The sequence below is a fragment of the Chitinophaga skermanii genome, assembly GCF_003259335.1.
GTDB classification, from domain to species: domain Bacteria; phylum Bacteroidota; class Bacteroidia; order Chitinophagales; family Chitinophagaceae; genus Chitinophaga; species Chitinophaga skermanii.
Genome location: NZ_QLLL01000009.1, coordinates 55,507 through 80,292, shown reverse-complemented (window position 1 = coordinate 80,292; position 24,786 = coordinate 55,507). Strand labels below are relative to the sequence as shown.

23 protein-coding genes and 1 other RNA gene are annotated in these 24,786 nt (G+C 43.3%); 11 read left to right on the top strand and 13 right to left on the bottom strand.

Annotated features, from left to right (window positions below):
* The first annotated feature begins 104 nt into the window (after positions 1-104).
* From LX64_RS21160 to LX64_RS21135, 6 genes are all read left to right on the top strand, one after another.
* Positions 105-869, top strand: coding sequence for a phosphosulfolactate synthase (locus LX64_RS21160; protein WP_111599700.1), 765 nt, complete (start codon positions 105-107; stop codon positions 867-869).
* 95 nt (positions 870-964) lie between these two features.
* Positions 965-1,708, top strand: a complete 744-nt coding sequence (locus tag LX64_RS21155) for a shikimate dehydrogenase family protein (RefSeq protein ID WP_111599699.1) — start codon at positions 965-967, stop codon at positions 1,706-1,708.
* A 28-nt stretch (positions 1,709-1,736) separates the two neighbouring features.
* A complete protein-coding gene (gene truB, locus LX64_RS21150; RefSeq protein WP_111599698.1) occupies positions 1,737-2,420 on the top strand; it encodes a tRNA pseudouridine(55) synthase TruB in 684 nt (227 codons plus the stop codon).
* 164 nt (positions 2,421-2,584) lie between these two features.
* On the top strand, positions 2,585-2,929 hold the full coding sequence (locus LX64_RS21145; RefSeq protein WP_148707413.1) for a hypothetical protein: 345 nt from the start codon (positions 2,585-2,587) through the stop codon (positions 2,927-2,929).
* Between the two features lie 105 nt (positions 2,930-3,034).
* Complete coding sequence (locus LX64_RS21140; RefSeq protein WP_111599696.1) at positions 3,035-3,394, top strand: heavy-metal-associated domain-containing protein; 360 nt, start codon at positions 3,035-3,037, stop codon at positions 3,392-3,394.
* Positions 3,391-5,628, top strand: coding sequence for a TonB-dependent receptor (locus tag LX64_RS21135; RefSeq protein ID WP_111599695.1), 2,238 nt, complete (start codon positions 3,391-3,393; stop codon positions 5,626-5,628). Before LX64_RS21140 ends, LX64_RS21135 begins: the two co-directional genes overlap by 4 nt.
* 46 nt (positions 5,629-5,674) lie before the next feature.
* Here LX64_RS21135 and LX64_RS21130 read toward each other — a convergent pair whose 3' ends face one another.
* Positions 5,675-6,169, bottom strand: a complete 495-nt coding sequence (locus LX64_RS21130) for a hypothetical protein (protein WP_111599694.1) — start codon at positions 6,167-6,169, stop codon at positions 5,675-5,677.
* Between the two features lie 543 nt (positions 6,170-6,712).
* Positions 6,713-9,154: a translocation and assembly module lipoprotein TamL gene (gene tamL / locus LX64_RS21125; RefSeq protein WP_111599693.1), complete on the bottom strand. Its 2,442-nt coding sequence runs from the start codon at positions 9,152-9,154 to the stop codon at positions 6,713-6,715.
* 98 nt (positions 9,155-9,252) lie between these two features.
* Here tamL and LX64_RS21120 point away from each other — a divergent pair, with 98 nt between their 5' ends.
* Positions 9,253-9,999: a TrmH family RNA methyltransferase gene (locus tag LX64_RS21120; protein WP_111599692.1), complete on the top strand. Its 747-nt coding sequence runs from the start codon at positions 9,253-9,255 to the stop codon at positions 9,997-9,999.
* On the opposite strand, the gene LX64_RS21115 is transcribed toward LX64_RS21120, so the two are convergent.
* The gene (locus LX64_RS21115; protein WP_111599691.1) at positions 10,000-11,232 is read right to left on the bottom strand and encodes an ABC transporter permease; all 1,233 of its coding nucleotides are present in this window, start codon (positions 11,230-11,232) and stop codon (positions 10,000-10,002) included.
* Between the two features lie 120 nt (positions 11,233-11,352).
* Between LX64_RS21115 and LX64_RS21110 the strand changes: the two genes are divergently transcribed.
* The gene (locus LX64_RS21110; protein ID WP_111599690.1) at positions 11,353-12,645 is read left to right on the top strand and encodes a type IX secretion system plug protein; all 1,293 of its coding nucleotides are present in this window, start codon (positions 11,353-11,355) and stop codon (positions 12,643-12,645) included.
* Positions 12,646-12,735: 90 nt separating this feature from the next.
* On the opposite strand, the gene LX64_RS21105 is transcribed toward LX64_RS21110, so the two are convergent.
* From LX64_RS21105 to LX64_RS21060, 10 genes are all read right to left on the bottom strand, one after another.
* Entirely contained in the window at positions 12,736-14,088 is a 1,353-nt protein-coding gene (locus LX64_RS21105) for an NAD(P)/FAD-dependent oxidoreductase (protein ID WP_111599689.1), read from the bottom strand.
* Between the two features lie 221 nt (positions 14,089-14,309).
* Positions 14,310-15,017 (bottom strand): MIP/aquaporin family protein, encoded by a 708-nt coding sequence (locus LX64_RS21100; RefSeq protein ID WP_111599688.1) that lies wholly within the window; start codon positions 15,015-15,017, stop codon positions 14,310-14,312.
* Positions 15,018-15,067: 50 nt separating this feature from the next.
* Positions 15,068-16,567, bottom strand: coding sequence for a glycerol kinase GlpK (gene glpK / locus LX64_RS21095; RefSeq protein ID WP_111599687.1), 1,500 nt, complete (start codon positions 16,565-16,567; stop codon positions 15,068-15,070).
* A gap of 225 nt (positions 16,568-16,792) precedes the next feature.
* Positions 16,793-17,449 (bottom strand): fructose-6-phosphate aldolase, encoded by a 657-nt coding sequence (gene fsa / locus LX64_RS21090; protein ID WP_111599686.1) that lies wholly within the window; start codon positions 17,447-17,449, stop codon positions 16,793-16,795.
* A gap of 153 nt (positions 17,450-17,602) precedes the next feature.
* Positions 17,603-17,702: signal recognition particle sRNA small type (ffs, locus tag LX64_RS21085), an RNA gene on the bottom strand.
* Positions 17,703-17,832: 130 nt separating this feature from the next.
* On the bottom strand, positions 17,833-18,540 hold the full coding sequence (locus LX64_RS21080) for a hypothetical protein (RefSeq protein WP_158538701.1): 708 nt from the start codon (positions 18,538-18,540) through the stop codon (positions 17,833-17,835).
* A gap of 10 nt (positions 18,541-18,550) precedes the next feature.
* Positions 18,551-19,333: a glycoside hydrolase family 16 protein gene (locus LX64_RS21075; RefSeq protein ID WP_111599684.1), complete on the bottom strand. Its 783-nt coding sequence runs from the start codon at positions 19,331-19,333 to the stop codon at positions 18,551-18,553.
* Positions 19,334-19,365: 32 nt separating this feature from the next.
* Complete coding sequence (locus LX64_RS21070; RefSeq protein ID WP_111599683.1) at positions 19,366-20,508, bottom strand: MFS transporter; 1,143 nt, start codon at positions 20,506-20,508, stop codon at positions 19,366-19,368.
* A 636-nt stretch (positions 20,509-21,144) separates the two neighbouring features.
* Positions 21,145-22,140, bottom strand: coding sequence for an NAD(P)H-dependent flavin oxidoreductase (locus LX64_RS21065; protein WP_245952765.1), 996 nt, complete (start codon positions 22,138-22,140; stop codon positions 21,145-21,147).
* A gap of 32 nt (positions 22,141-22,172) precedes the next feature.
* A complete protein-coding gene (locus LX64_RS21060) occupies positions 22,173-22,793 on the bottom strand; it encodes a riboflavin synthase (RefSeq protein WP_111599682.1) in 621 nt (206 codons plus the stop codon).
* A 162-nt stretch (positions 22,794-22,955) separates the two neighbouring features.
* Between LX64_RS21060 and rpsU the strand changes: the two genes are divergently transcribed.
* The 3 genes from rpsU (at position 22,956) to LX64_RS21045 (ending at position 24,715) form a co-directional block, all read left to right on the top strand.
* Complete coding sequence (gene rpsU / locus LX64_RS21055) at positions 22,956-23,153, top strand: 30S ribosomal protein S21 (protein WP_111599681.1); 198 nt, start codon at positions 22,956-22,958, stop codon at positions 23,151-23,153.
* Between the two features lie 77 nt (positions 23,154-23,230).
* Positions 23,231-24,157 (top strand): tyrosine-type recombinase/integrase, encoded by a 927-nt coding sequence (locus tag LX64_RS21050; protein WP_111599680.1) that lies wholly within the window; start codon positions 23,231-23,233, stop codon positions 24,155-24,157.
* A 258-nt stretch (positions 24,158-24,415) separates the two neighbouring features.
* Positions 24,416-24,715 carry an HPF/RaiA family ribosome-associated protein gene (locus LX64_RS21045; RefSeq protein WP_111599679.1) on the top strand — a complete coding sequence of 100 codons (300 nt, stop codon included), beginning with the start codon at positions 24,416-24,418 and terminating at the stop codon, positions 24,713-24,715.
* The last annotated feature ends 71 nt before the right edge of the window (positions 24,716-24,786 follow it).

The window sequence follows — 24,786 nt, the reverse complement described above, 5'->3', positions numbered from 1 at the left end:
TTTGTTGTTTAAAATTTATTGAATCAATAATTGTTTGTCGCTTTGCGGCAGCATAGGAATTAGTTTTGGCCGACCAGCCAGTTAGAAGAAAAACATGTTTCAAAATGAATTTTAACCTTTCGCAGATGCCGGATCGCACGGTTAAACCGCGCACGAACGGCCTTACCATGGTGATGGATAAGGGCTTGAGTATTCAAGAAGTAAAGAATTTTTTGTCCATTTCCACACCACATGTGGATATCGTGAAGCTGGGTTTTGGTACTTCGTATGTGACGCCAAACTTGAGAGAAAAAATCGAAATATATCAACAAGCTAATATTCCTATTTACTTCGGTGGTACACTTTTCGAAGCTTTCCTCATCAGGAACCAATTCGAAGACTATATTAAAGTGATCCAAGATTATGGTATTACTTATATGGAAGTGAGTGATGGTTCTATCACCATCCCGCATGCCGAGAAATGTGGTTATATCGAGAAATTGGCCAATTATGGTACCGTTTTATCGGAAGTAGGTTCGAAAGATGCTGAACACATCATTCCACCATACAAATGGATCGAGTTAATGCGTGCTGAATTGGAAGCAGGTGCAACGTATGTGATCGCGGAAGCCCGTGAAAGTGGTAACGTTGGTATTTACCGTGGTTCAGGTGAGGTGCGTGAAGGTTTGGTACAAGAGATCTTAACGCAAATTCCTTCTGAAAAAATCATTTGGGAAGCGCCACAAAAAGCACAACAATTGTACTTCTTGGAATTAATCGGCTGCAATGCAAACCTCGGTAACCTAGCGCCGCATGAAGTAATCGCACTCGAAGCTATGCGTGTAGGTTTGAGAGGTGATACCTTCCAATTATTCCTCGACAAAGAATAATCTTCTCCCTAGAATACATTATTTCCAAAACAGTACCCAGCTTGCCAGCAAACTCGGTACTGTTTTGTATTTTCCCCCTATTAAAAACACATCGTATGAAACTTTACGGCCTGATCGGTTTTCCTCTTAGCCACTCTTTCTCCAAAGGCTACTTCGCTAACAAGTTCGAAACCCAAAGCATTCAAGGCTGTACATACGACACCTTTCCCATTCCCAACATCAACGATTTCCCGGCTTTATGGGCATCCCATAAAGAACTCCAAGGGCTTAACGTTACCATTCCTTACAAGGAACAAGTGATCCCGTTCCTCCACCAGCTCAGCGATGCCGTGCAAAAAATTGGCGCCGTCAACTGTATCAAAAAGGAAAAGGATGGTAAACTAACCGGTTATAATACCGACGTTATCGGCTTCGAAAACTCTTTAAAACCCCTCTTACAGGCACACCATACCCAAGCACTAGTATTAGGCACCGGCGGGGCAGCCAAAGCTGTACAATACGTGCTGGAGAAACTAGGTATAGCCTACCAAGTAGTAAGCCGTACGAAGCAAGATGGTATTTTGAGCTATGAAGATGTAACCAGTGAGTTGATAAAATCGCATACCCTCGTTATTAACACTACGCCTTTAGGCATGTACCCAAATGTAGATGCCGCACCGGCATTGCCCTATAGCGATATGGGGGCCAAACATTTATTGTACGATCTCGTGTATAACCCAGCCGAAACATTGTTCCTTCAAAAAGGAGCAGCGCAAGGCGCGGCAACGAAGAACGGGCATGAAATGTTGATATTACAGGCGGAGGCATCTTGGGATATTTGGAACGATCGCCTCGCGTAAATCGCTAAAGCCTTGCTATCTTTGCAGGATGGAACAAGCTGAAAAAAATAAATATCATGAAGGCGCAGTGATCTTGATCGATAAGCCACTTACGTGGACTTCCTTCGACGTAGTACGCAAAATCCGTAATACAACGAAAGCGAAGATTGGTCATGCCGGAACCTTAGATCCATTAGCCACGGGCCTCTTGATCTGTTGTACAGGTAAAATGACGAAGAAGATCAACGAGTACCAAGCACAAATCAAAGAATACACAGGTACGTTTACCTTGGGCGCAACTACGCCTACCTTCGATTTAGAATCCGAACCAACAGATTTCAAAGAAGTGCCGGCACTCAGCTTGGAAGAATTGCAAACGGTGGCCAACAAATTCCTCGGTGAGCAAATGCAATTGCCACCTATTCACTCGGCTATTAAGCAAAATGGGAAACCTATTTACCACTTAGCCCGCCAAGGGAAAGAGGTAACAGTGGAACCACGCAGGATTGTGATTGAAGAATTCGAGATCGTATCGGCCGAATTACCGATCGTATCGTTTAGGGTAGTATGCAGTACGGGTACTTATATCCGTTCATTAGCCAACGATTACGGTGCAGCCATCGGTTGCGGCGGCCATTTAAGTAAGCTTTGCCGTACACGCATTGGTGATTTTACCTTAGAAAAAGCACAGAGTGTCGACGAGTTTATCGCGGCTTACCAAGCAGAATCATAAATTATTGAAGGAAGAGGAAAGGAGACTTTCCTCTTTTTTTATGCTCAAATAACTGTGTATGAATGTTGTATGTTAGGTTAGTGCGATCTATAAGCAATAAAGCATTCCTCCTGCGTTAAAATGAGAGATTGAATAGGTATATTTGAGTCATCTAAAAGGTTTTCATGCGAAACTGGTTAAAATGGATAGGGTTTTTATGTATGCTGGTTGTGATGATGGTCGCAACGGCCAGCCCTGTGTTTTCCATTGAACCAAGAATCGATTGTTGTAAGCATGAAGCCGGCTCTGCCGATACTTGTAACGATGATGCCGATACAGAAAAAGGATGCAAGAATGAAGGCAATCCTTTCCAGTTTTGCGCTTGTTGCGTACATGCATGGCTACCCGCTTATACTGAAACAAGCATTATACAAGAACAACCTGTAGCCACCATTTTTGTGCTACATGGCCAAGATAAATTACCCCTCGTACCCGTATTCGATTTTTGGCAACCTCCCCGCTTTTTATAGTTCCTTTTTATTTGTGTTGAACATATGTTCTACTGTAAAACTGTGCTGGCCAGTAACGGCGAGTAACAGCCTATTTCCTATTCTTTTTATTGCAAATAATTACACATGAAAAGCGTTTTATTTTTTCTATTCGCCATCGTATGCTTTGTTGTTACACCACGAGTAGCATCCGCTCAATCCAATAACAACGAACCCAAGAAAGTAGAGATTAACATTACCAATCTTACTTGCGACGGCGATATGCCCACCATTAAAAAACAGCTCGTTAACTTAGATGGTATTGAAGCGGTGGAATTTACCAAACGCAAATCCAATATCTCTAAGTTCACGGTGCAATTCGACGAAACGGTTATTAGCTTAGAACAAATCTACAAAGCCATCGAAACAACCCCTGGTTGCGACGATAAAAGCACCACGCCTTACCGTGTAAAACAAAACAAATCGCCTAAATCCAAGCAAGCATGAGAACGGTAAGCGTTGTAATTTTCTTACTCCTTACCCAGGTACTCCAGGCACAAACAATCAAAGGCAAACTATTCGGCAAAACTGTTGAAGGCAGGGAAATATTACCCGGCGGAACTGTACGTTGGATAGGTAGCCAAACTGCTGTAGTAGCAAACGAAAACGGCATGTTTTCGATCGTAGCCGACAATGTAACTGATAAGCGCCTAGTAGCTACGTTTACAGGTTATAAAACGGATACAATTGCTTGGGATGGTAAGTTATATATGAGCATTACGCTCGAACAACTCCCTGGAGAGCTAAGTGGCGTAACCGTCACAACCCGGAACGGGGCATATATTTCCAGTCTTTCTACGGTGAAAATCGAGGTGATTAACCGCCACGAACTAAGCAAAGCTGCTTGTTGTGATTTGGCCGGTTGTTTCGGTACACAAGCATCGGTACAGCCGCAAACCACGAACATCGTTACCAATGCACAGGAGTTGCGCATTCTTGGGTTATCGGGTGTGTATAACCAAGTGCTGGTAGATGGTTTGCCCATGATACAAGGGCTGAGTTATACTTATGGTATTAGTTCTTACCCCGGCACCGTAGTTGAAAACATCTACGTGGCTAAAGGGGCCACCTCGGTATTACAAGGTTATGAAAGCATTAGTGGACAAATTAACCTGGACACAAGGCACGTAGATAAAGCAGAACGTTTGCACTTAAACGCTTACATGAATAGTTTCGGCGAAAAACATTTGAATGCGAATGTAGCCACAGCTGTAGGCGAGAAAAAGAAGTGGCACACCATGCTTGCTTTACATACAGTGCAACCTTCGAGGCGGGTAGATGGTAATGATGATGGTTTCCTCGATTTGCCCTTGTTAACACGTTACATGGTATATAACAAGTGGAAGTATGGCAATGATGGCGAGACGGGTTGGAATGCCCAATTCGGCTTGCGTTATGTGCACGAGCAAAGGGTAGGTGGCCAAGTGGGCTACCAAGCTTCCGGCGATAAAGGGAGCGACCAAGTGTACGGGCAGCAAGTAGCGTACAACCAGCCGGAAGCCTATGCAAAAGTGGCATACCGGTTTTCGCCGCAACATGCATTGAGTGTAAACGTAATGGGCTTTGGACATCACCAAAACGCCTACTTCGGCACGCTTGCTTACAAAGGCAAACAACAAGTAGGCTACCTCAATTTGCAACACGAAGTACAATGGGGCCAACATAACCTTAAATACGGCGCTAGCTACCGCTACCAGGCACTAACAGAAGATATTCAATTCACAAAACCGGAACCCACTAAAACGTATGCCGGTCGCTACCTTACGCGTTTACGTGTACCAGGTGTGTTTGCCGAAAATACGTTTCATTGGTTCGATGATCAATTGGTGTTCATCGCCGGGGCAAGAATGGATCATCACCAAACGGAAGGATGGTATTTTACACCCCGCGGTATGTTGAAATACTCGCCGCATGAAAACCATATTTTCCGCGCCTCTGCAGGTACAGGGTGGCGACAAGTGAACTTGTTCAGCGAACAACCCGTTGTGCTCACCAGCTCGCGTAATATCGTGTTCGAATCTACATTACGACCAGAACAAGCTGTTAACTGGGGCCTTAGCTACACTTGGCGATTCGAACTAGGGCAAACCATTGGTACCCTTAGTGCCGACTTTTACCAAGCCCGCTTCCAACGACAGTTTTATGCCGATTACGATCAAGATCCCGGTAAAATAGTGATGCGCAATTTAACGGGCGGTTCTCGTTCTAACGGGCTACAAATTGATGCCGCGCTAACGTTTTTCCAACAAATGGAATTCCGTGCTGCCTACAACTATTTAGCTGTGTATAGAAAAGAGAATGGTCAACAATTGACGATGCCTTTTAACCCGCGTAACCGTGCTATGTCGGCCTTATCGTACCGTACAAAAAACAACCGCTGGCAAGCCGATGTAAATACACATTGGTTTGATAAAATGCACTTGCCGAATACGCAAGCGAATCCACCCCAATACCGCCGACCTACTACGTCGGATGCGTATGCTACGGTGAACATCCAGGGAACTTTCAGATTAAAAACATTGGAGCTATATGCAGGCTGCGAGAACATCGCGAACTATCGACAACCGAACCCGGTTATTAGTGCCGAGCATCCATTCGGACCTTATTTTGATCTTTCTTCTGTATGGGGCCCCACTAGGGGGCGAGAGTTTTATGTAGGCGTTAGATATTCAATCAAATAAAACAAAAGGCATCTCTACCAAGTAGGGATGCCTTTTTTACAAGCGGTTATTTATTTAAAACATATGGACGGTAAACTACCGACGTATCTGTAGTAGGCACTTTATTATCGAATTTAATTGATTTCATTTTGTATTGGCAATTCGTTTCTGCCGATCTTCCCATGTAACTAATTTCCAGTTTGTTGCTAGGCGTTTGTGCATCGCCGTATTCTACATAGAACGTGTTTGTTTTATTAATACTAGCTTCCAACACATCCATCACAATAATCACAGGGTAAGCCAATTGCTCATTTTCCCCTGCATTCCTTGTATTGAAATATCTTTTTTGTCCATCCACGTTTTGATACACTTTTACTTTACTAGCCGCTTCATTGGAAATAGCTTTGCCATTCTCTTTAATCATTATAAACAAAGGCGGTGCAAACATGGTACGCATAAATTCGCTACAATCGGATTTGTGATTGTCTTTCGTGCATTTTCCTTGGCTGAATAAGCCAATGATGGCGATCCCATAGAGGATACTCCATAGCGTTTTCTTCATTTTGGTTGTATTAAACGTGAAAAAGGGGGAACAACAGCACGCATAGCTAGGTCACTATATGTAAAGCGTTTTGGTCGGTGAAATGTTACACTTTGTCGTTATATTTTCCATTTTAAGGCGAAATAAGGCTTTTTGAGGTTGAATTAAGTATTAAGTGGGTGTAGGAGATTGGAGGTTGATATGGGGCTGCAAAGATGATTAAGTAGGATGTTGACATATGAGGTGCTGGGGATTATTATGGCCGTTAGTCGCATTTAGCCCTAAGAGGATGGTTTTTGTAGGTGAAAAATTGATAAGGCTTTATAAATGAATTAGTTGTAGAGAGTGGATTTAACTCGAAATTTCCTAAGTAATTGATTATGCAGTTTTTATAAAGGAGGGGGATAGGGTGGGGATAGGCTTTAGATAGGGTCGAGATAGGCTTGAGATAGGCAAAGGATAGGCTAAAGATAGGGTAGAGATAGGGGGAAGATAGGCTTTGTTTATATCATACCATAGAAAAAGGATAGGGATGGCTTAGTAACATATGTTGATTTTTAAGTATTAGAAAGGATAGCCGATAGCGATGTTCCAGATGATGTTATTCCTTCTCCAAGTGGCGTTATTTAACTCCCAATCTTTGATGTACCAGCCGCTTGGGTTAGTAGGTGAATAAGGTTTCTTTAGTGGAATACCCCAATCCAGGCGCACTAAGAAGAATGAGAAATCCAAACGAAGCCCAACACCCGTACCAATGGCTAAATCTTTGTACAAGTTCTTAAACTCAAAGGCTGCTCCCGGGCGGGTCGTATCCGTTTTCAACATCCAAATGTTACCAAAATCCAAGAAGGTAGCACCCCGTACATACATCGACCCACCAAACATCCGCAACAAGTTGAATCGATACTCTACATTACCTTCCAATTTCATATCACCCGTTTGATCAGGGAATTGTTGCGCCGTAGCGGAAGTATCTACATAGCTACCCGGGCCAAGTGTACGTAACCTAAAGGCACGTATACTATTAGGGCCACCGGCCGTAAATTGCCTGATGTAAGGTAATACATCCGATGAGCCATATGGTATACCCACCCCCATATAAAAGCGCGTGGCTACGTTCGATTTAAAGTAATTCCAATAGTGCTTAAACTCCGTTTCCAAGCGTACAAACTGGGAAATTTTTACGCCTGTTAAGGTTTCTAAGTTCTGCTTCTTACCACTGATGTCATACCACAAACTATTAATACCCTTTAACCAAGCTCCCGCTTCTTCTGCACTGACTCTAAAATAAGAGTTCTGCCTTTTATGGAATACGTCGTTATTGCTATAAATAAATGAGAACTGTTCACCACCAATAAAAGCTGGTTCGAAGCTGCGTTTCAAGTAAGGACTGCTATCTACTACCGTTGCTTTAAAGTTCGGGTTTAATTTCACCCCTACGTACGTTAAGTTGAACGGCGTTAGCTGCCAACGTTTATTTAGCGATTGCGCCCATTCGTAACCGAATGAACCAGAAATGTTCGTGATATCGAATTTATCTACCCGTCGGAGGTAGTTCACACCGGCGCCGATTCTCGTTTTGGCCATCAACCGGTTACCTTGCCGAATGTGGAAGAACGGGGTCACAAATCGCGGCAGCGTAACGGCTGTATTAATGCCATACTCGATGGATTGTACATCGAAATGACCAACGTTGCGTACTAATTCAACACCTGCTTTCGCTTGTATTTGCAACTGGTTCGCTGCCCGGTTAAGGTTTACGTGGCGGTGGTTAATGTTGAAACCGCTACCAATGAAATAATCGGAGCTGGTGGTTACCTCGAAGTTGAGCCCCAGCTCTTTTTTCTTCTTCGGGGTGAGGTAGATGTAAGCATCCAAGCTATCTTTCGTGCCTGGTGTTTCGATATACTGCAGGTTTACGAACTGCCATACGTTTAAGTCGTACAGCTTGTTGATGGTACCTGTATAATTTTGAATGGAATATTTGTCACCAGGCCGTATAAGAATGGCCGAGGCCAATACCCGGGGCCGGATAATATCTTGGTGGTAACGCATGGTGAAGTACTTGCGTACTTCTTCACTAAGGGCCGAATCGCTTACGGTTTGTCCTGTTAAGCTATAATCGGGATACACGTATACTTTGTTTACGTAGTATAGCTTCTCGCCTTCGTTTAAAGTATCTTCCGGGGCGGGTTCAACGTTTACTTCCACATCCATCGTTGGTTTTTCGATGCGTTTATTCGTGTTGAAAATTTCGAATAAGCCATCGAATGGGTTAATGGAGTTGCGGAGCAAAGATTTATTTACGGTATCGAGTACAAAAGAGATATAATCCCGGTTAAACTTGTAATAGCCCGAGTCGCGAATAACGCGCATGAGGCGGTCGCGTTCGGCACTAAGGGTTTCGCCTTTATACGGGATGTTTTTTTTCACCAACGATAGTTTATTGCTACTTTCTACTATGCGCGCAATATCGGGATTGGGAATGTTGTAAGTTACCGTATCGATGATGAAGCTTTTACCGGTATTAACGTTGTAATCGACTTCTGTTTTCTTTCTTTTTGTATTGACGCTATAATCCACGGTGGCATAAAAGTAGCCTTGGTTTTCCAAGTAGCTTCTCATGCGTATTACAGATTCGGCGATTCTTGTAGAATCGTAAATAACGGGTTCTGCTAAGTTTTTGGGCGATAGCACGGCGTTCCAGAACCAGTTGGATTTGTTCTCGTTATATTTCTGGTTGTATAACCAAACTTTTAAACGGGTACCGAGGAATTTATTTTGCGGTTGTTGTATGGCTAATGATTTGGAGGAAAGTGCGCTACGAAGATCTTGTTTCTCGGCAGTCGTTAACTCACCTTTTACGTCGAACTGGTTAGCAACGTAAAGTGATTGTCCATCTTTCAAGTATTTTGTGTTGGAGCAACTGAACAGCGTGCTACAGGCCACTACCAGCAAGAGAATTTTTATGTATGATGAAAAGGCGAAGTACGGCTGATTCTTCACTTGCTAATAGTATTATCTAAATTGGTTATAACTTGTTTTGCACTGTCGTAGGACGGGGTTCCTTGGCCAAATGAAGTATTTCATGTAGGTTTGACCCCATGTTATCAAAGGCGCAAATTAAATATATTCACGCATTACAGCACAAAAAATACCGTCAAAAATTTGGCCAGTTTATAGCCGAAGGCGATAAGATTGTGCTCGAAATCGTGCTTACCCAACCACAACTAGTTACCGCGGTATATGCTACTACTCAATGGCTCTCTCAACACAGCACCGCCATTCACCAATACCCGGCCGCGCAATTACATGAAGTTACAGAAACGGAATTAAAATCAATTTCTTCTCTTACAACACCCAACCAAGCTATTGCCTTGGTGAATATGCCTGCCCGCTCCGAAAATATCGAGTTGGCAAACCGGGTAACCATTGCCGTGGAAACTTTGCAAGATCCCGGTAACTTAGGTACTATTATTCGCATTGCAGATTGGTTCGGCGTGGCACAAGTAATTTGCTCGCCCGGTAGTGTTGATCCTTATAATGCCAAAACCATCCAAGCTACGATGGGCAGCTATGCCCGTATTCCCGTGTTGGAAGCAGATTTGGCCGCACTTTTTCAAACCAATACATCTATTCCCGTGTATGCGGCTACGTTACATGGACAAAATATCACTTTATTCGACCCTATCAAGGAAGGTGTTATTCTTATTGGTAACGAGTCGAAGGGTTTAAGTGATGACTTGCTACAATACTGCACACACCAAATCACCATCCCGCGTATAGGGCATGCCGAGTCGTTGAATGCGGCTGTGGCCACGGGCATTATCTGCGGACGATTACTCTTGTAATTATTTGAATTGAATGGCTTTTACCGGTACAATCCTACGAATGATCAGTGCCGGTATGCTTATAATAAGCATACAAACCAGCAAGGTACCAACATTAATGGCTATTACTTTCCACCATTCAATATCGATCGGTGCCACCGACATGTAATATGTTTCTTCGGGAAGTTTGAAGAAACCGGTTTGTAATTGTAGGAAGGCTAATCCCAATCCCAATAAGTTCCCAATTACAATACCTAACAGTACTATATAGCCCGCTTGGTATAGGAAAATGGTTTGGATAGAACGATTGCGCATACCCAGTGCCTTCAAAATCCCGATCATATTCGTACGTTCGAGAATGAGGATAAGTATGGCTGTAATCATGTTAATAACGGCTACTATGGCCATGATAACAAGTATAATGATTTCGTTTTTATGCTGTAAATCCAACCAGTCGAATATGTTCGGGTAAATGTCTTGCATCCGGCGAATACCTAAGTCTTCCGGGATATCGTCTATTAGGCTGTAAGCGATCGTATCAATTTGTTTGTAGTTATTGATGAAGATTTCGTACCCACCGATATCATCTTCATGCCAATCGTTCAGGCGGCGTACTAGGTTAATATCGCCCACCATGTAGGTTTTATCGTATTCTTCAATACCGGTTTTATAAATTCCGCTAATGTTCAACTTCCTAGCACGGGGGGCTTGGCCGGCGCCTTGGATGAAGTACACAATTACTTTATCGTTTAGCTTTAATTGTAAGCGGTTGGCGAGGTATTGTGAAATAAGTACGTCGCTGGAATAAGTAGAATCGTTGAACTGGATAAATTTACCTTCTATGATGAAGCGTTGCCAATTATTGAGGTGGAAATTTTTATCCAATCCTTTGTAAATCAAACCTTCGATCTCCGTAGGTGTTTTAACTATAACCGATTTCGTTGCGAACTCGTTGATCGATTTTACACCGGGCGTGGCTAAAATACTTTTTACCAGCTTGGGATCGGCGGCAAAAGGGGCTTGCTCGGTAAGGGGGCCTGCATTGGGTTGATACTTGTTAATGTGAATATGTCCCCAGAAGCTGAAGATTTTATCTTGGATGGTTTGTTGGAACCCGTTGATGAGCGCTGTCGACAAAATCATCACCGCTACGCTAATAGCAGTTGCGATAATCGCAATGCGGATAATGAACTTAGAGAATGATGAGGATTTGTTGAACGCAATACGCCTACCCAAGAAAAAAGATACCTTCATGCAAGATGATTTACCAAGCTTCAAACCTAACTAAAATTTTTAATAGTATTCCAAACAAGCGCTTCGAGATGCGCTGATTCCGTAAATAATTGTACCTTAAAGTTTATTATTATGTATACTATGAGGACAGGAAAACCATTCGTTTACAACCTATTCGTTGCCATTGTTTTGCTGGTGTCTAACACTAGTTGGGCGCAAAGCGGTATTACACCCGAGCATATTTACATGCCGAACATACGCACGGTTAAGTTGAATTTAGTGGGCGATTATTTAACCTACCCCATTATTTCATTAAATGGTTCGGAGAAGGTAGAGTTGAATTTCGATGATTTAGACAATGATGTAAAGAGCTACTTCTACACCTTGGTGTTGTGTAATGCCGATTGGTCGGTGGCACAAGTGAACCAAGTGGATTATTTGCGTGGATTTGCAGAAGTACCGATCCGTGATTACCAATTTTCCAGCGTCAGTTTCCAACGTTATACACATTACAGGATAGAATTACCGGGCCAGAATTGTTACCCGCGCAAATCAGGTAACTACTTGTTGAAAGTATACCTCGATGGTGATACATCGAAATTAGCTTTTACAAAGCGCTTACTGGTGGTAGATAACCGCGCAGGTGTAACCGGTTTCATTTCCCAACCCGTTAACCCGAAGTTCTTCAAAACACATCAAAAAGTAAACTTCGCCGTTAATACGCAGATGTTGAATGTGAATAACCCTTTCGACCAAGTGAAGATCGTGATCTTGCAAAATAACCGTTGGGACAATGCCATTCGCAATTTAAAACCCATGTTCCTCAAAGGCACTATAATTGAATATAATGCCGAGAATGATTGTTTATTCCCCGGGAGTAAAGAGTGGCGTTGGGTTGATTTACGCAGCTTCCGTTTACAAACAGAACGTGTGCAGAAATCAGATTACCGCCGGAATGGTACCGATATTTGGGTGATGCCCGATGCGGAACGATCTAATACGCGGTATTTCTACTTGAAAGATATTAACGGTCAATATTTCCCAGGTACCTTAGATGGTACCGATCCAAGTACACAAGGCGATTATGCACTCGTGCATTTCTCGTACCCATCACCCGAGCCATTAGCTGGGTTTGATATGTATTTGTACGGCGAGTTAACAGGGTACGAATATGATGTTAGGAATAAGCTAACGTATAATGCGCAAACAAAAGCATATGAAGGCAACTTGTTCTTGAAGCAAGGATATTACAACTATATGTATGGTACGGTAGATAGGTTTAATAATACCGGTTTATCGATGGAAATAACAGAAGGGGATAGTTGGGAAACCGAAAATAACTACACGATACTTGTTTATTTCCGTGCATTGGGTGGCAGGGCAGATGAGTTAGTGGGAAGATTAACTTTGAATACTTTGATAGATAGAAGGTAGTTCATTCACCTACTTAACTTATAACAGAAAACGGTTCAAACTCGCAAGAAGATGAACCGTTTTTTTATAACACCAAAAACTGTTTCTTAATTATGCAGGTAACTGCTTTTTCGCTGGATCTACAGGGTCGATATCTGTTACCGTTTGCCTTAACTTCACGATGTTGGCTGCACCACGTTTGATAATGATACGCGTGCCCATATCGTATGTGAAGTAGCGGTAAACCCAGTTCATTACGGTGACCATTTTATTTCGGAATCCCATGAGGTTCAGTAAGTGCACCACCATCCATGCAATCCAAGCGATATAACCGTATAATTTTAAACCGGCGAACTCGCTTACGGCATGGTTTCTACCGATGGTAGCCATACTACCGAGATCTTTGTATTTAAATGGCTTCAGCGGTTCTTTATTCAATAAACGCTTAAAGTTTTGTCCTACGTTTTTACCTTGTTGCATAGCTACTTGTGCTACTTGCGGGTAACCTTTCGGGAAGCGTTCATCGTTGGTCATTTGTGCTAAGTCGCCCACCGCGTAGATGTTGCTAGTGCCTTGTACCAAGTTCTTATCGTCTACTAATATTCTCCCATTCGGCAGCAACACTTCTTTTTGTAAACCTTCAATGGGGAAGCCTTTTACACCCGCTGCCCAAATTAAAGATTGGGTGCGAATTGCTTGGCCATCGCTGAGGGTAACGGTTTGACCGTCGTAGGCTTTTACACCAATGCCGGTTAATACATGCACACCTAGTTTTTCCAAAGCTTCTTTAGTACGTTCGGATGACTTTTCCGTCATACCGGCTAATACACGCGGCCCTGCTTCAATCAAATACACATTCATGTATTGAATGGGTAGCTCGGCATAGTCTTTCGGTAAAATATATTTCTTCAATTCTGCGAAAGCGCCGGCGAGTTCTACACCTGTAGGGCCGCCGCCTACCATCACGAAATTGAGTTTAGATTTAATTACTTCCGGGTCGGTGAACAACAAGCTTTCTTCAAATTGTTTCAACACGTAGTTCCGGATTTGCACTGCCTCTATGAGTGATTTCATACCAATGGCGTGTTGTGCAATTTCTTCGTTGCCGAAGAAGTTGGTGTTGGTACCATTACAAAGCACGAGGTAATCGTACTTAATTTCGCCGATACCGGTATCGAGCGTATTGTTGGCGGTATCAACTGAGCGCACTTCGGCCATGCGGAAGTGCAGGTTTTTATACTTTTTGAAAATACCTCTTAATGGAAAGGCAATACTATCTGGTTCGAGACCTGCAGTAGCTACTTGGTAAAGTAGCGGTTGGAATAGATGGTAATTATTACGATCTAGCAACACCACTTGAACAGGTGCATTTTTCAATGCCTTGGCTAAATTAATACCGGCAAAACCGCCGCCTACGATAACAATGCGTGGCAGCTTTGTACTTGGAATATTGGGCTGTACCATCGTGACTTTTTTTATAAACCTCGATCATGTTTCCGAATAGGGTATAAAATAGGTTCGAACCAAATATGCTATTCTTATTGAGCGGCAAATCGTATGCCGTGCAATTATTTATCAAAAGTACGAAACTTTCAGAAAAGAATGAAAGTTTTGAAAGAAAAAAATACTGTTAAAATTGGGCGCTTTTTTTACTCCTCTCTTCTAACAGTATTTATATAAAAAAGTTATTGCATACTCATATACACAAACGTGGCGATGAGCGCCCCGACAATAGGCCCTATAACGGGTACCCATGCGTATCCCCAGTCGCTATCGCGTTTACCTTTAATGGGTAAAAGGAAGTGCGCAATACGTGGCCCGAGATCCCTAGCCGGGTTAATAGCGTAGCCGGTAGGGCCACCCAAAGAAAGCCCTAATGCCAATACTAAAAAGGCAACCGGTAATGCTTCCAAGGCTCCTAAACCAACGCCGGGAGCAGCGATATATAATACCCCGAGTATTAATACAAAGGTGCCGATGATTTCGGTGAGCAAGTTATTCCCCTTTTTGCGGATAGCAGGCGCCGTACAAAATACGCCGAGCTTAGTATCTGCATCGGGCGTAGCATCGAAATGATCGCGGTACACGAGGTACACGATAACAGCACCTAAAATAGCGCCTAGCATTTGCGCGGCAATGTACATAGGCACTAATGCCCATTCGAATTTACCCGCGGTGGCTAAGGCAATACTAACAGCTGGGTTCAGGTGTGCCCCGCCAAATCTGCCTGTTACAAAAACGCCTACAAACACGGCCATGGCCCAACCCATGGTAATAACCATCCAGCCGCCGTTTTGGCCTTTCGATTTGTTTAATATAACGTTGGCTACTACGCCGTCGCCAAGTATAACAACGAGGGCGGTGCCGATTAATTCTGCGATAAATGGTGACATACGCTAAGTGCGATTAAATTTGGTAGTATAGGTAATGATGAGTGTGGTGATTAGTCTTCTTTTGTCCAAGCTTGTGCAGCGCGGATAGCGCGTTTCCAACCTTTGATATAAGGTGTACGCTCCTCGTCGGTCATACTTGGTTCAAATACTTTATCTACGAGCCACTGCTGTTTAATGGTGTCTATATCTTTCCAATATCCCACGGCGAGGCCGGCTAAGTAAGCGGCACCCAGCGCGGTTGTTTCGGTAATTTTCGGGCGAATTACATGGGCTTGCATCATATCGGCTTGGAACTGCATTAAATAGTTGTTAGCAGTAGCGCCACCATCTACACGTAATTCCTTGATTTCAATACCGGCATCTGCTTTCATGGCATTCAATACATCCATGGTTTGGTAAGCAATGCTATCGAGGGATGCACGTGCAATATGACCGGCAGAAGAGCCGCGTGTTAGGCCTACCATGGTACCACGCGCATCTTGGTTCCAATAAGGTGCGCCTAGGCCAGCGAAGGCGGGCACCATGTACACACCATCGGTATCGTTTACGCTGGCGGCTAATTTTTCTACGTCGGCAGAATGACGAATAATACCCAAGCCATCGCGCAACCATTGTACTACTGCGCCCCCGATGAAGATGCTACCTTCGAGTGCATAATGCGTGGTATCGCCAATTTTCCAAGCAATGGTGCTTAATAGGTTATTGTCGGAACTGGTTACGCGGGTGCCGGTGTTCATCATCATGAAACAGCCTGTACCGTACGTGTTTTTCACCATGCCGGGTTCGATACACATTTGCCCGAATAAAGCAGCTTGCTGGTCGCCCGCGATGCCTGCAATAGGAATCGTGTATGGTGTAACGGTGGCCACAGTATGGCCATATAATTCGCTGCTGGATTTTACTTCCGGCATCATAGATACTGGAATATCGAGCAGTTCGAGGAGTTCATGATCCCATTGTAGATCGTGGATGTTGTAGAGCATGGTGCGAGAAGCATTGCTTACATCGGTTACATGCACTTGGCCGCGGGTGAAGTTCCACACGAGCCAGCTATCTACGGTACCGAAAGCTAGTTCGCCGTTTTGGGCTTTTTCACGGGCGCCTGCTACGTTATCTAAGATCCATTTGATTTTGGTACCAGAGAAGTAAGCGTCGAGGATTAAGCCTGTTTTGGCTTTTATTTTATCGGCATAACCTTCTTTACGGAGTTGATCGCAAAAACCTGCTGTTCTACGATCTTGCCATACGATGGCGTTGTGTAATGGTTTGCCTGTTTTTCTATCCCATACAATCGTTGTTTCACGTTGATTGGTAATACCAATGGCAGCAATTTGGTCGCCTTGGATGCGTGCCTTCGTGATTACTTCGGCCGTTACACCTGCTTGTGAGCTCCAAATTTCCATGGGATCGTGTTCTACCCATCCTGGTTTGGGAAAATGTTGTTTGAATTCCTTCTGTGCAACTGCTACAACTTGACCATTATGATCGAAAATGATAGCGCGCGAGCTGGTTGTTCCCTGGTCCAGGGCCATGATATACTTGTCTTCCATGCCGTTTGATGTATGGTGATGAGATCTAGTGTTTTGTTGGCTTATTAGTTATATTCGATAACGTGGTACATCGCTAAACGAGGTAGTAAGTTAGTAAATATTTTGAACAACCAACATGTAATCCAAAGTTTAACATTGGAGGAGCCGCCTTGGTTGCGGAAAATAAAAAATCCCACTGCACAAGTTCGCACAGTGGGATCGTTGAAAGATCTTAGCTAGTATATATTACAATTTTTTAGCGTCTTCTAAGAACTGCGCCAAACCGAGGTCAGTCAACGGGTGTTTCAACAAACCTAAGATAGAACTCAATGGGCAAGTAACTACATCTGCACCGGCTTCAGCACATTTCACAATGTGTAAAGGTGTACGGATAGAAGCGGCCAAGATTTTAGTTTTTGCTTCGAATTGTTGCACGCCATAGATGTGCGCGATTTGAGCGATCAAATCAACACCATCCCAGTTGCTATCATCGATACGACCAATAAACGGCGACACGTAAGTAGCACCTGCTTTAGCAGCCAAGATAGCTTGACCGGCAGAGAATACTAATGTACAGTTGGTTTTAATGTTGTTTTCAGAAAACCATTTGATCGCCTTGATACCGTCTTTAATCATCGGAACTTTCACCACGATGTTTGGGTGAAGGGCTTTTAATTTTTGACCTTCCTCGATAATGCCGGCAAAATCGGTAGATAATACTTCTGCACTTACAGGGCCATCTACGATATCGCAGATATCTTGGTAGTGTTTAGCAATATTGTCTGCACCACTGATACCTTCTTTCGCCATTAGCGATGGGTTCGTGGTTACGCCGTCGAGGATACCCAATTCGTGCGCTTCTTTAATCTGTGCAAGATTTGCGGTGTCAATAAAGAATTTCATATGTCAATTATGTGTTGTTTGTAACAAGCAATTGTATCACTGCAAATGTGATAAATAGTGCGGTGTTTTGCAATTAAATCTTAGTCAAATGTAAGTAAAAAGAAAGTTTGCGGGGAGAGGGGAGGAAATCTATGCGACAATTTATTGCATAAAAAAAGGCAAGTTACTTATATCGCACCGCTACAACCACCTACCCTTGCTACATTCCTGTCCTGGGGGAGTTCAGTAGGAGCTGGTCGTATAAGACTTGCCGGGTGCAAAGGTAAGAGAATAAAGGAAACGAACAAATTTATTCTGTTGTTTTTACGAAAGTTTTTTGAAAAGTATTGTTGGTGAATTGCTTGAAAGTGTTTGTGGTATTGGGTTTGGAGAGGTGATGTTTTTTATTGATTTTTCTTTTTGCGTGATGGGGTTTCGGTTTGAATAGGGGCATTTACACGCAAGTCTTCGGCTGAAAGGGTTTGTTTTATTGGTATTTCCGTTACAATAGTAAGCTTGTTATTTGCTTTTACGGTGGCGCGTACATCGATGAATTTGATGCTATCGTCTTTCGATGCTAGTAGAAGGTCTTGCCCAATTAGGCGCCCAGCAGAGCTTTCGAAGCGAATGATGCTGGTATCTAATGGTAAAATTTTATCGCTGCTAAAAATTCCTTCTACGTTTAAATAGAAGTGAATTCCAATTTTCAAACTATCCGTGTAATGATTAAATCGAATAGCAGTAAGGGTTGGCAGCTGTATAGTGGCGGTTAATTTTTCTTGCGGCGCGTCGGCAGGAATAATGGTGAAGGTAGATTTGAATCCTTCTTGTATTAATTGTGCGCGGTTAACATGCCACACACCGTTGTTGAACGTACCGTTGTTAGGGCTTACCTGTAAAGATTTCCAGCGAATGTTGCCGTGTAAGAATCCAGCTGTTTTAATACTACTTCCATCTTCATAATGAAAAATAAATCCAACATTCACCAAGTCGAATAACTCCACAATGTTGGTACTATCGTACACAGCTTCGATGCTTTTCACTTTAACCTTCTGCCCGAAAGTCAACACAGGTAAGCATAACAATATCATTAAACAAAGGCGTTGTATCATATTATCAAAGCTATTGATAAACGCGCACATAATCTACTTCCATGCGAACAGGGAAAATAGTGTCGTCTACACCTTTGGCCCCGCCCCAGTTTCCACCAACGGCAAGGTTCAAGATTAAATAGAATTTCTCGTCGAACGGCCATTCATTTTTACCGGTTTTCTCGTTGCCGAACTTGTAATACACTTGTTTATCTACGCTGAAATGGATACTGTCTTTCGTCCATTCAACGCCGTATTCGTGGAAGCCGGTTGCGGAGGTAGGCACTGGTTGCATCCCCGTTTTTTGGGTGTTGATAACGTGGTTATACGTTTTGGTATGAACGCTGCCGTATACTTTACCAGGTTCGTAACCTACGGCTTCCATGATGTCGATTTCGCCATCGTCGGGCCACTTCATATTGTCTTTATTCGGCAACATCCAAATGGCGGGCCATGTACCTCTACCAGCAGGTAGCTTGGCGCGTACGAGGATTTTACCATATTGCCAAGTGGCGATATTTTTTGTCCATAGTTTGGCAGAAGTATACTCGCGGTTTTCGTGTTTTTCTTTGCGGGCTTCGATAATCAATTTCCCGTTTTCTACCCAGGCGTTTTGATTCGTGTAGAATTGTAATTCGTTATTGCCGAAGCCATTGCCAGCTACTTGGAAAGCCCACTTCGTGGGATCGGGTGCACCGTTTTTATCGAACTCATCACTCCAAACGAGTTTCGGACCTTTTTCTGTAGCGGGATGTTGTGCTTTATTGCAAGCAAAGAGACATGTGAAAAGGGCTAGGCCCAGTAATTTTTGCATAGCGTGTGGTGTGTATTTTGGATTGAAAATATTTAGTTACGAATACTGCGTTTGGTCATCCAAACAATCACCAATCCCATAAGGGCAATAATGGCAAACGATAAGCGTAAGTTCACCGCGGCTGCTACGAACCCAATGAGCGGTGGCCCCGTTAAAAAGCCGAGAAACCCTAACGAAGTAACAGCAGCAATGGCCATACTAGGTTGCATAGTGGTAGACTTACCAGCGCGGCTATATACAATGGGAATGATATTGGCTACGCCCAAACCTACTAAGAAAAACCCTAGCATTGCCGTACCAATATACGGGAAGATAACACTAATGGCTAAGCCCAATGTGCTTAATAACCCGCTACATATGAGCGTTTTTTGTACCCCTAAACGTAAAGAAACAGCATCGCCGGTTATTCTTCCGCTGGTGGTAGCAAAAGTAAAGGCTGTAAAGCCCATGGTTACCAGGCCGGGTGGCGAATCGACCACCTTCTTGAAATACACGCCGCTCCATTCGTACATAGCACCTTCGCAGATCATACAGCAGAAAGCGATAATCCCCAGGGTAATTAATGGCTTACCAGGCATCACAAAAATCGGTTGCTTCGAGGTTTGCTGGGTACTTTGTTGCAGGGTGAACTTGAAAGTGAGGAGAATGCATAGGAAAGAGAAAGCGGCCACTGTAAAGAAGTGCTGCATCGGTTCCCAATGCAAATTCACCATTAGCATACCAATACCTGCACCGGCTAACCCTGCCAAGCTCCATACGGCGTGAAACGACGACATAATTGTTCTGCCATACAAGATTTCCAAGCCCACCGCCTGCGTGTTGGTAGAAATATTGCCAAGGTTGCCCATCATCCCGAAGCAGAATAAAGTACAAACGAGGGCGAATACTGTTTGCGTGGTGCCAATCACCGCTAATAGGCTGGCATATAAAATAGCGGCGCAAATCATCACGGGCCTACTACCGAACTTAGTAATAATCCACCCGGCAAGAGGTAAAGAAACGGCCGACCCAATAGGAATGGCGAGTAATACGCTTCCTAACCCAGCTTCACTTAAATGCAAGTGGGCTTGGATAGCGGGAATACGCGATGCCCAACTGGCGAAACAGAGGCCGTTAATAAAGAAGAATACGCTAAGCGCAAGGCGGGCCTGCCGCCGGATTAAAGGATCGGACATTCAATAAGATTTATGAGCGCTACGGAAGAAAGAATTCGAGAAGAAAAATAGTAAAAGTTTTATGTGTTTGGTAGTGAAATGATTGGGAATTATGACAGTTAGCAAGGTATGGTATAGGTAGTAAGGAAATTGCCTACTTAGGGCATGCTAGGGTAGGATGGGCATGAAGGTAACTGGAAGGTGGGGCGTGATGGGGTACATGTCGACTAATTATGGGGTTGATATTGGGTGTTAACTGGTGGAAATACAGGAAGTTACAAGGGTAACTACAGAGAGATTACAGAGAAACTACTGAGAGATTACAGGGGATGCTGGCTTTTAGGCACAAATTGGCTACTTGTTAAAGCCGGTTAAAGGCAAGTTAAAGTCTTTCAAAGGCAGGCCAAAGTCTTTTAAAGGAGCGTCAAAGGCATTTCAAAGGCTTTTCAAAGGCAAGTCAAAGGGAAGTTAAAGGGAAGTCAAAGGCTTTGCATATAATTTTCGCAGTGAAAAGGCGGTTACAAGGCATAGAGTTGTACGATTTTAGCCCATTGAATACCTATTTGCGACAAATTAGATAAACTATGGCACATTTACAAGCATGCCAAGCTTGGCGAATTATAGATTGTAAAGTTACAAAATGCCACTGTTGGTATTTTACGCTTGCGGGGGTAGTTGGGCGATACTGGATTTGTATTCTTCCAAGAGTTGTTGCACGATTTCGCTTACTGGTAGAATATCGTGCACCATTTCTACACTTTGGCCGGCTGTCCAGAGGTGATTATAGGAGCCGGGTTTTACGGCTTGTTCGAGCTTTTTCATACCGCGTACTTGAACGAGCATTTTGAAGTATTTTTTAGTGCGGGGGCTATTGGATAAGAGTTTTTCGAACCAGTTTTGTTTGTACCCGATTTTCTGCGCGGTGGGGGTATTGATAATATTACAGGGAGTGCCTGAGAGGCGTTCTGTTAATACAATATCTTCCATGCCGCTGGAAACGATCGCTTGTTTGTAAGCATCGCTTACGCTGGCTTCGGGGGTGGCAATAAAGCGGGTACCTATGGAAACACCTTTGGCACCGAGGAGTACTGCACTGGCAAACTGTTGGCCGGTGGCGATGCCGCCTGCTGCAACAAGTAATTTACCGGGGAACGCTTTTTCCAAGGCTGGTACGAGTACGTGCATAGGATAGGGGCCTGCATGGCCACCGGCGCCTGCACATACGGCAATAAAGCCATCACAGCCTTCTTTCGCTGCTTTTTCGGCGTGTTGGAGATTGGTAACATCACACAGTACCTTGGCGCCATAGCTATGGGCCGCGTCGATCACTTCGCGGGGATTGCCCAGCGAAGTGATGTACAACGGTACCTTGGCTGCTACGCAAGCAGCTAAATGTTTTTTATAAAGGGGATTTGTTTTTTGCACAATGAGGTTTACGCCATAGTTCCCGGGTGAGTGGTGGGTGGCGCGGTATTCATTTAGCGTAGTGAGTATGCCTGTTAGTTCGCCATCGTTGCGGTAATTCAACGTGGGGAAGGTACCGGCAATACCGGCGTCCATTGCTGCTTTTACCATGGCTTCATTACTCACAAGAAACATGGGCGCCATGATGATAGGGTGCTGAATGTTTAGGCTTTGGGTGAAATTTTTCAAAGTAAAAGCAGTGTTTGGGTGAATAAAAACGCCTATGGCTCTACACTTGCTGGAACTAGGTTCACCAAGTTCGCTGCAATTTGGCGTGCTACATATTTCCCTAATATATCAAATTCTAAGTTAACGGCATCGCCTGCTTTGAGCGATTGCATTGTGGTGTGTTCGAAAGTATACGGGATAATGGCTACTGAAAACGCATTATCAGTAATATCGAAAACAGTGAGGCTGATACCATTGAGGCAGATAGAGCCTTTTTCTACGATTAAAGCGGCAAACTGGCGTGGGTATTGGATACGGAACACCCAGCTACCATCTTGCGGGGTAACGGAGATGCATTTTCCAACCCCGTCTACATGCCCTTGTACCATGTGACCATCGAGGCGTTGGGTGGGGAGCATCGCTCTTTCGAGGTTGACGATGGCGCCGGTTGCGAGTTGCGCTAAATTGGTTTTTTGCAAGGTTTCATCTACGGCTACTACGGTGTATTCGTCGTTTTTAATGCCGGTCACTGTTAAGCAAACCCCGTTATGGGCTACACTTTGATCTATTTTAAGTTCGTGCGTAATGGAGGATTGCAGGGTGATGGTTAAGTTACTTCCTTCGCGGCTGGTGGCGGTTACGCGTGCCAGCGATTCAATAATTCCGGTAAACATAGTTTGTTCATTTTCCGCATCAAATTTCGGGTATTGTCGTGTGAAATAATAATTTAACTTTGTACCCAGGAAAGAAGTAATAAAAAATTGGGGTAAAGAGTTTTGTTTTTTCCTGGAAAGTGTTATCTTTGCCTCCTCTAAAAAAAATAATAAAGGAGTATTATGTTAATCATCGATTCTAAAGATTGCGAAAACATCGACAAAGCGCTGAAGAAATATAAAAAGAAATTCGAAAAAGCACGTATCCTGTTGCAATTGAGAGAGCGTCAGTCTTTTACGAAACCTTCAATTAAGCGTCGTACGAAAGTGTTGAAAGCAGTTTACAAGCAGCAATTAGCTTCTGGTAAATTTGATGCTTAATTTCGATTTAAGTTTATCTTCATACAATATTGTGATGATTGTAAGGTTTTTAATAACTTTACAATCATCATTTTTTTGTGTCAGCAGCAACATATATACAATACATAGAAGATTTCCTGGCTTATATCCAGTTGGAGCGCCGGTACTCGGTGCATACGATTACGGCCTATCGTAAAGATCTTTCCCAATTTTTTACCTTCATAGAAGGCACTTACGGGGCTATTCCCCTAGGTGCGATTCAGCATGCGCATGTACGGTCGTGGATGGCTGCCGATTTGAAAGACGAGCAGCAGGTAACATCCCGTACTATTAACCGTAAAATCTCCGCGCTTAAATCATTTTTCAAGCATGCGTTACGACAAAAATTGGTGTCGAACAGCCCTATGTTGAAAGTGATTCCCCCGAAAATAAACAAACGCCTCCCTTTATTTGTAGAAGAAGAGGGTATGGAGAAGTTGGAGCAAAATGGAACCCTCACCGAACCAATTTTCAACAATGATTTTAATGGTGCTACGCAGCAATTGGCATTAGACATATTTTATCAAACCGGTATACGATTATCGGAGTTGATAGAATTAAAGGTGCGTAATATTGATTTGAGTAACCGGTATGTAAAAGTGTTGGGAAAGGGCCGGAAGGAACGGATAATACCGGTGAGCGAGAATTTATTGGCGCATATAGAGAAGTATTTAGCGAGGAAGGCCGCGGAATTGGCGGAGTACGACGATGAGATATTATTAGTAAACGACAAGGGCAAGAAATTATATCCCAAATACGTTTATAGAGCAGTAAAGGCCGCATTGAGTAAAGTAACAACCATAGAACGGAAGAGCCCGCATATTTTACGGCATACATTTGCCACGCATTTAACGAATAACGGTGCTGATTTAAACGCCGTGAAAGAGTTATTAGGCCATAGTAGCTTGGCATCTACCCAGGTGTACACCCATAATACGGTAGCAAGATTAAAAGAGATCCACAGCAAGGCGCATCCTAAAGCGTAGAATAATTAACAACAGAAATGGTTTAGAACTGGCGACTACAAAGGATTGTAGCGTTTTTTTGCATCCCTTAAAGAACTGACGTACGTCAAATGAAAGGGTGATTTTCATCATTTTAACAAAATAAAAGCGAGCAAATTGATTGTTGAATGATAAAGTTTGCTAAATTAGTTATGAAGTTCTTTAACATGCAAAAATCGCCTATGAAACGTTTATTACGTGCTTGAACTTAGATTGTTAAATATTTAAAAAAATTGTGCTATGAATGTTCAAATTCAAACAGTGCGTTTCGATGCTGACGCAAAATTAATTGATCATGTGAATAAGAAAATCCAGAAGCTGTCCACATTTTATGATCGTATCGTTAGTGTTGAAGTATTTCTCAAGTTGGATAATTTAGCGCACCAGGTTAAGGACAAGATTGCTGAAATCAAAGTACACATTCCCCGCCACGACTTCTTTGTAAAACATGAAAGTAAATCCTTCGAAGAGTCATTTGATCTAGCCTTTGACTCGCTTGTAAACCAAGTAAAACGCCAAAAAGAGAAGAATTTTCATTAATTTCTTAAAATAATTTTGGAAATATCATTTGCTTTACTACCTTTGCCATCCCGAACGAAAAAAGACGGTCG

Bases quoted from the DNA above. Each gene is read 5' to 3' on its own strand.
- LX64_RS21160 (WP_111599700.1), top strand. From the start codon at position 105: ATGAATTTTAACCTTTCGCAGATGCCGGATCGCACGGTTAAACCGCGC.
- LX64_RS21155 (WP_111599699.1), top strand. From the start codon at position 965: ATGAAACTTTACGGCCTGATCGGTTTTCCTCTTAGCCACTCTTTCTCC.
- truB (WP_111599698.1), top strand. From the start codon at position 1,737: ATGGAACAAGCTGAAAAAAATAAATATCATGAAGGCGCAGTGATCTTG.
- LX64_RS21145 (WP_148707413.1), top strand. From the start codon at position 2,585: ATGCGAAACTGGTTAAAATGGATAGGGTTTTTATGTATGCTGGTTGTG.
- LX64_RS21140 (WP_111599696.1), top strand. From the start codon at position 3,035: ATGAAAAGCGTTTTATTTTTTCTATTCGCCATCGTATGCTTTGTTGTT.
- LX64_RS21135 (WP_111599695.1), top strand. From the start codon at position 3,391: ATGAGAACGGTAAGCGTTGTAATTTTCTTACTCCTTACCCAGGTACTC.
- LX64_RS21130 (WP_111599694.1), bottom strand. From the start codon at position 6,169: ATGAAGAAAACGCTATGGAGTATCCTCTATGGGATCGCCATCATTGGC.
- LX64_RS21120 (WP_111599692.1), top strand. From the start codon at position 9,253: ATGTTATCAAAGGCGCAAATTAAATATATTCACGCATTACAGCACAAA.
- LX64_RS21115 (WP_111599691.1), bottom strand. From the start codon at position 11,232: ATGAAGGTATCTTTTTTCTTGGGTAGGCGTATTGCGTTCAACAAATCC.
- LX64_RS21110 (WP_111599690.1), top strand. From the start codon at position 11,353: ATGAGGACAGGAAAACCATTCGTTTACAACCTATTCGTTGCCATTGTT.
- LX64_RS21105 (WP_111599689.1), bottom strand. From the start codon at position 14,088: ATGGTACAGCCCAATATTCCAAGTACAAAGCTGCCACGCATTGTTATC.
- LX64_RS21100 (WP_111599688.1), bottom strand. From the start codon at position 15,017: ATGTCACCATTTATCGCAGAATTAATCGGCACCGCCCTCGTTGTTATA.
- glpK (WP_111599687.1), bottom strand. From the start codon at position 16,567: ATGGAAGACAAGTATATCATGGCCCTGGACCAGGGAACAACCAGCTCG.
- fsa (WP_111599686.1), bottom strand. From the start codon at position 17,449: ATGAAATTCTTTATTGACACCGCAAATCTTGCACAGATTAAAGAAGCG.
- LX64_RS21080 (WP_158538701.1), bottom strand. From the start codon at position 18,540: ATGATACAACGCCTTTGTTTAATGATATTGTTATGCTTACCTGTGTTG.
- LX64_RS21075 (WP_111599684.1), bottom strand. From the start codon at position 19,333: ATGCAAAAATTACTGGGCCTAGCCCTTTTCACATGTCTCTTTGCTTGC.
- LX64_RS21070 (WP_111599683.1), bottom strand. From the start codon at position 20,508: ATGTCCGATCCTTTAATCCGGCGGCAGGCCCGCCTTGCGCTTAGCGTA.
- LX64_RS21060 (WP_111599682.1), bottom strand. From the start codon at position 22,793: ATGTTTACCGGAATTATTGAATCGCTGGCACGCGTAACCGCCACCAGC.
- rpsU (WP_111599681.1), top strand. From the start codon at position 22,956: ATGTTAATCATCGATTCTAAAGATTGCGAAAACATCGACAAAGCGCTG.
- LX64_RS21045 (WP_111599679.1), top strand. From the start codon at position 24,416: ATGAATGTTCAAATTCAAACAGTGCGTTTCGATGCTGACGCAAAATTA.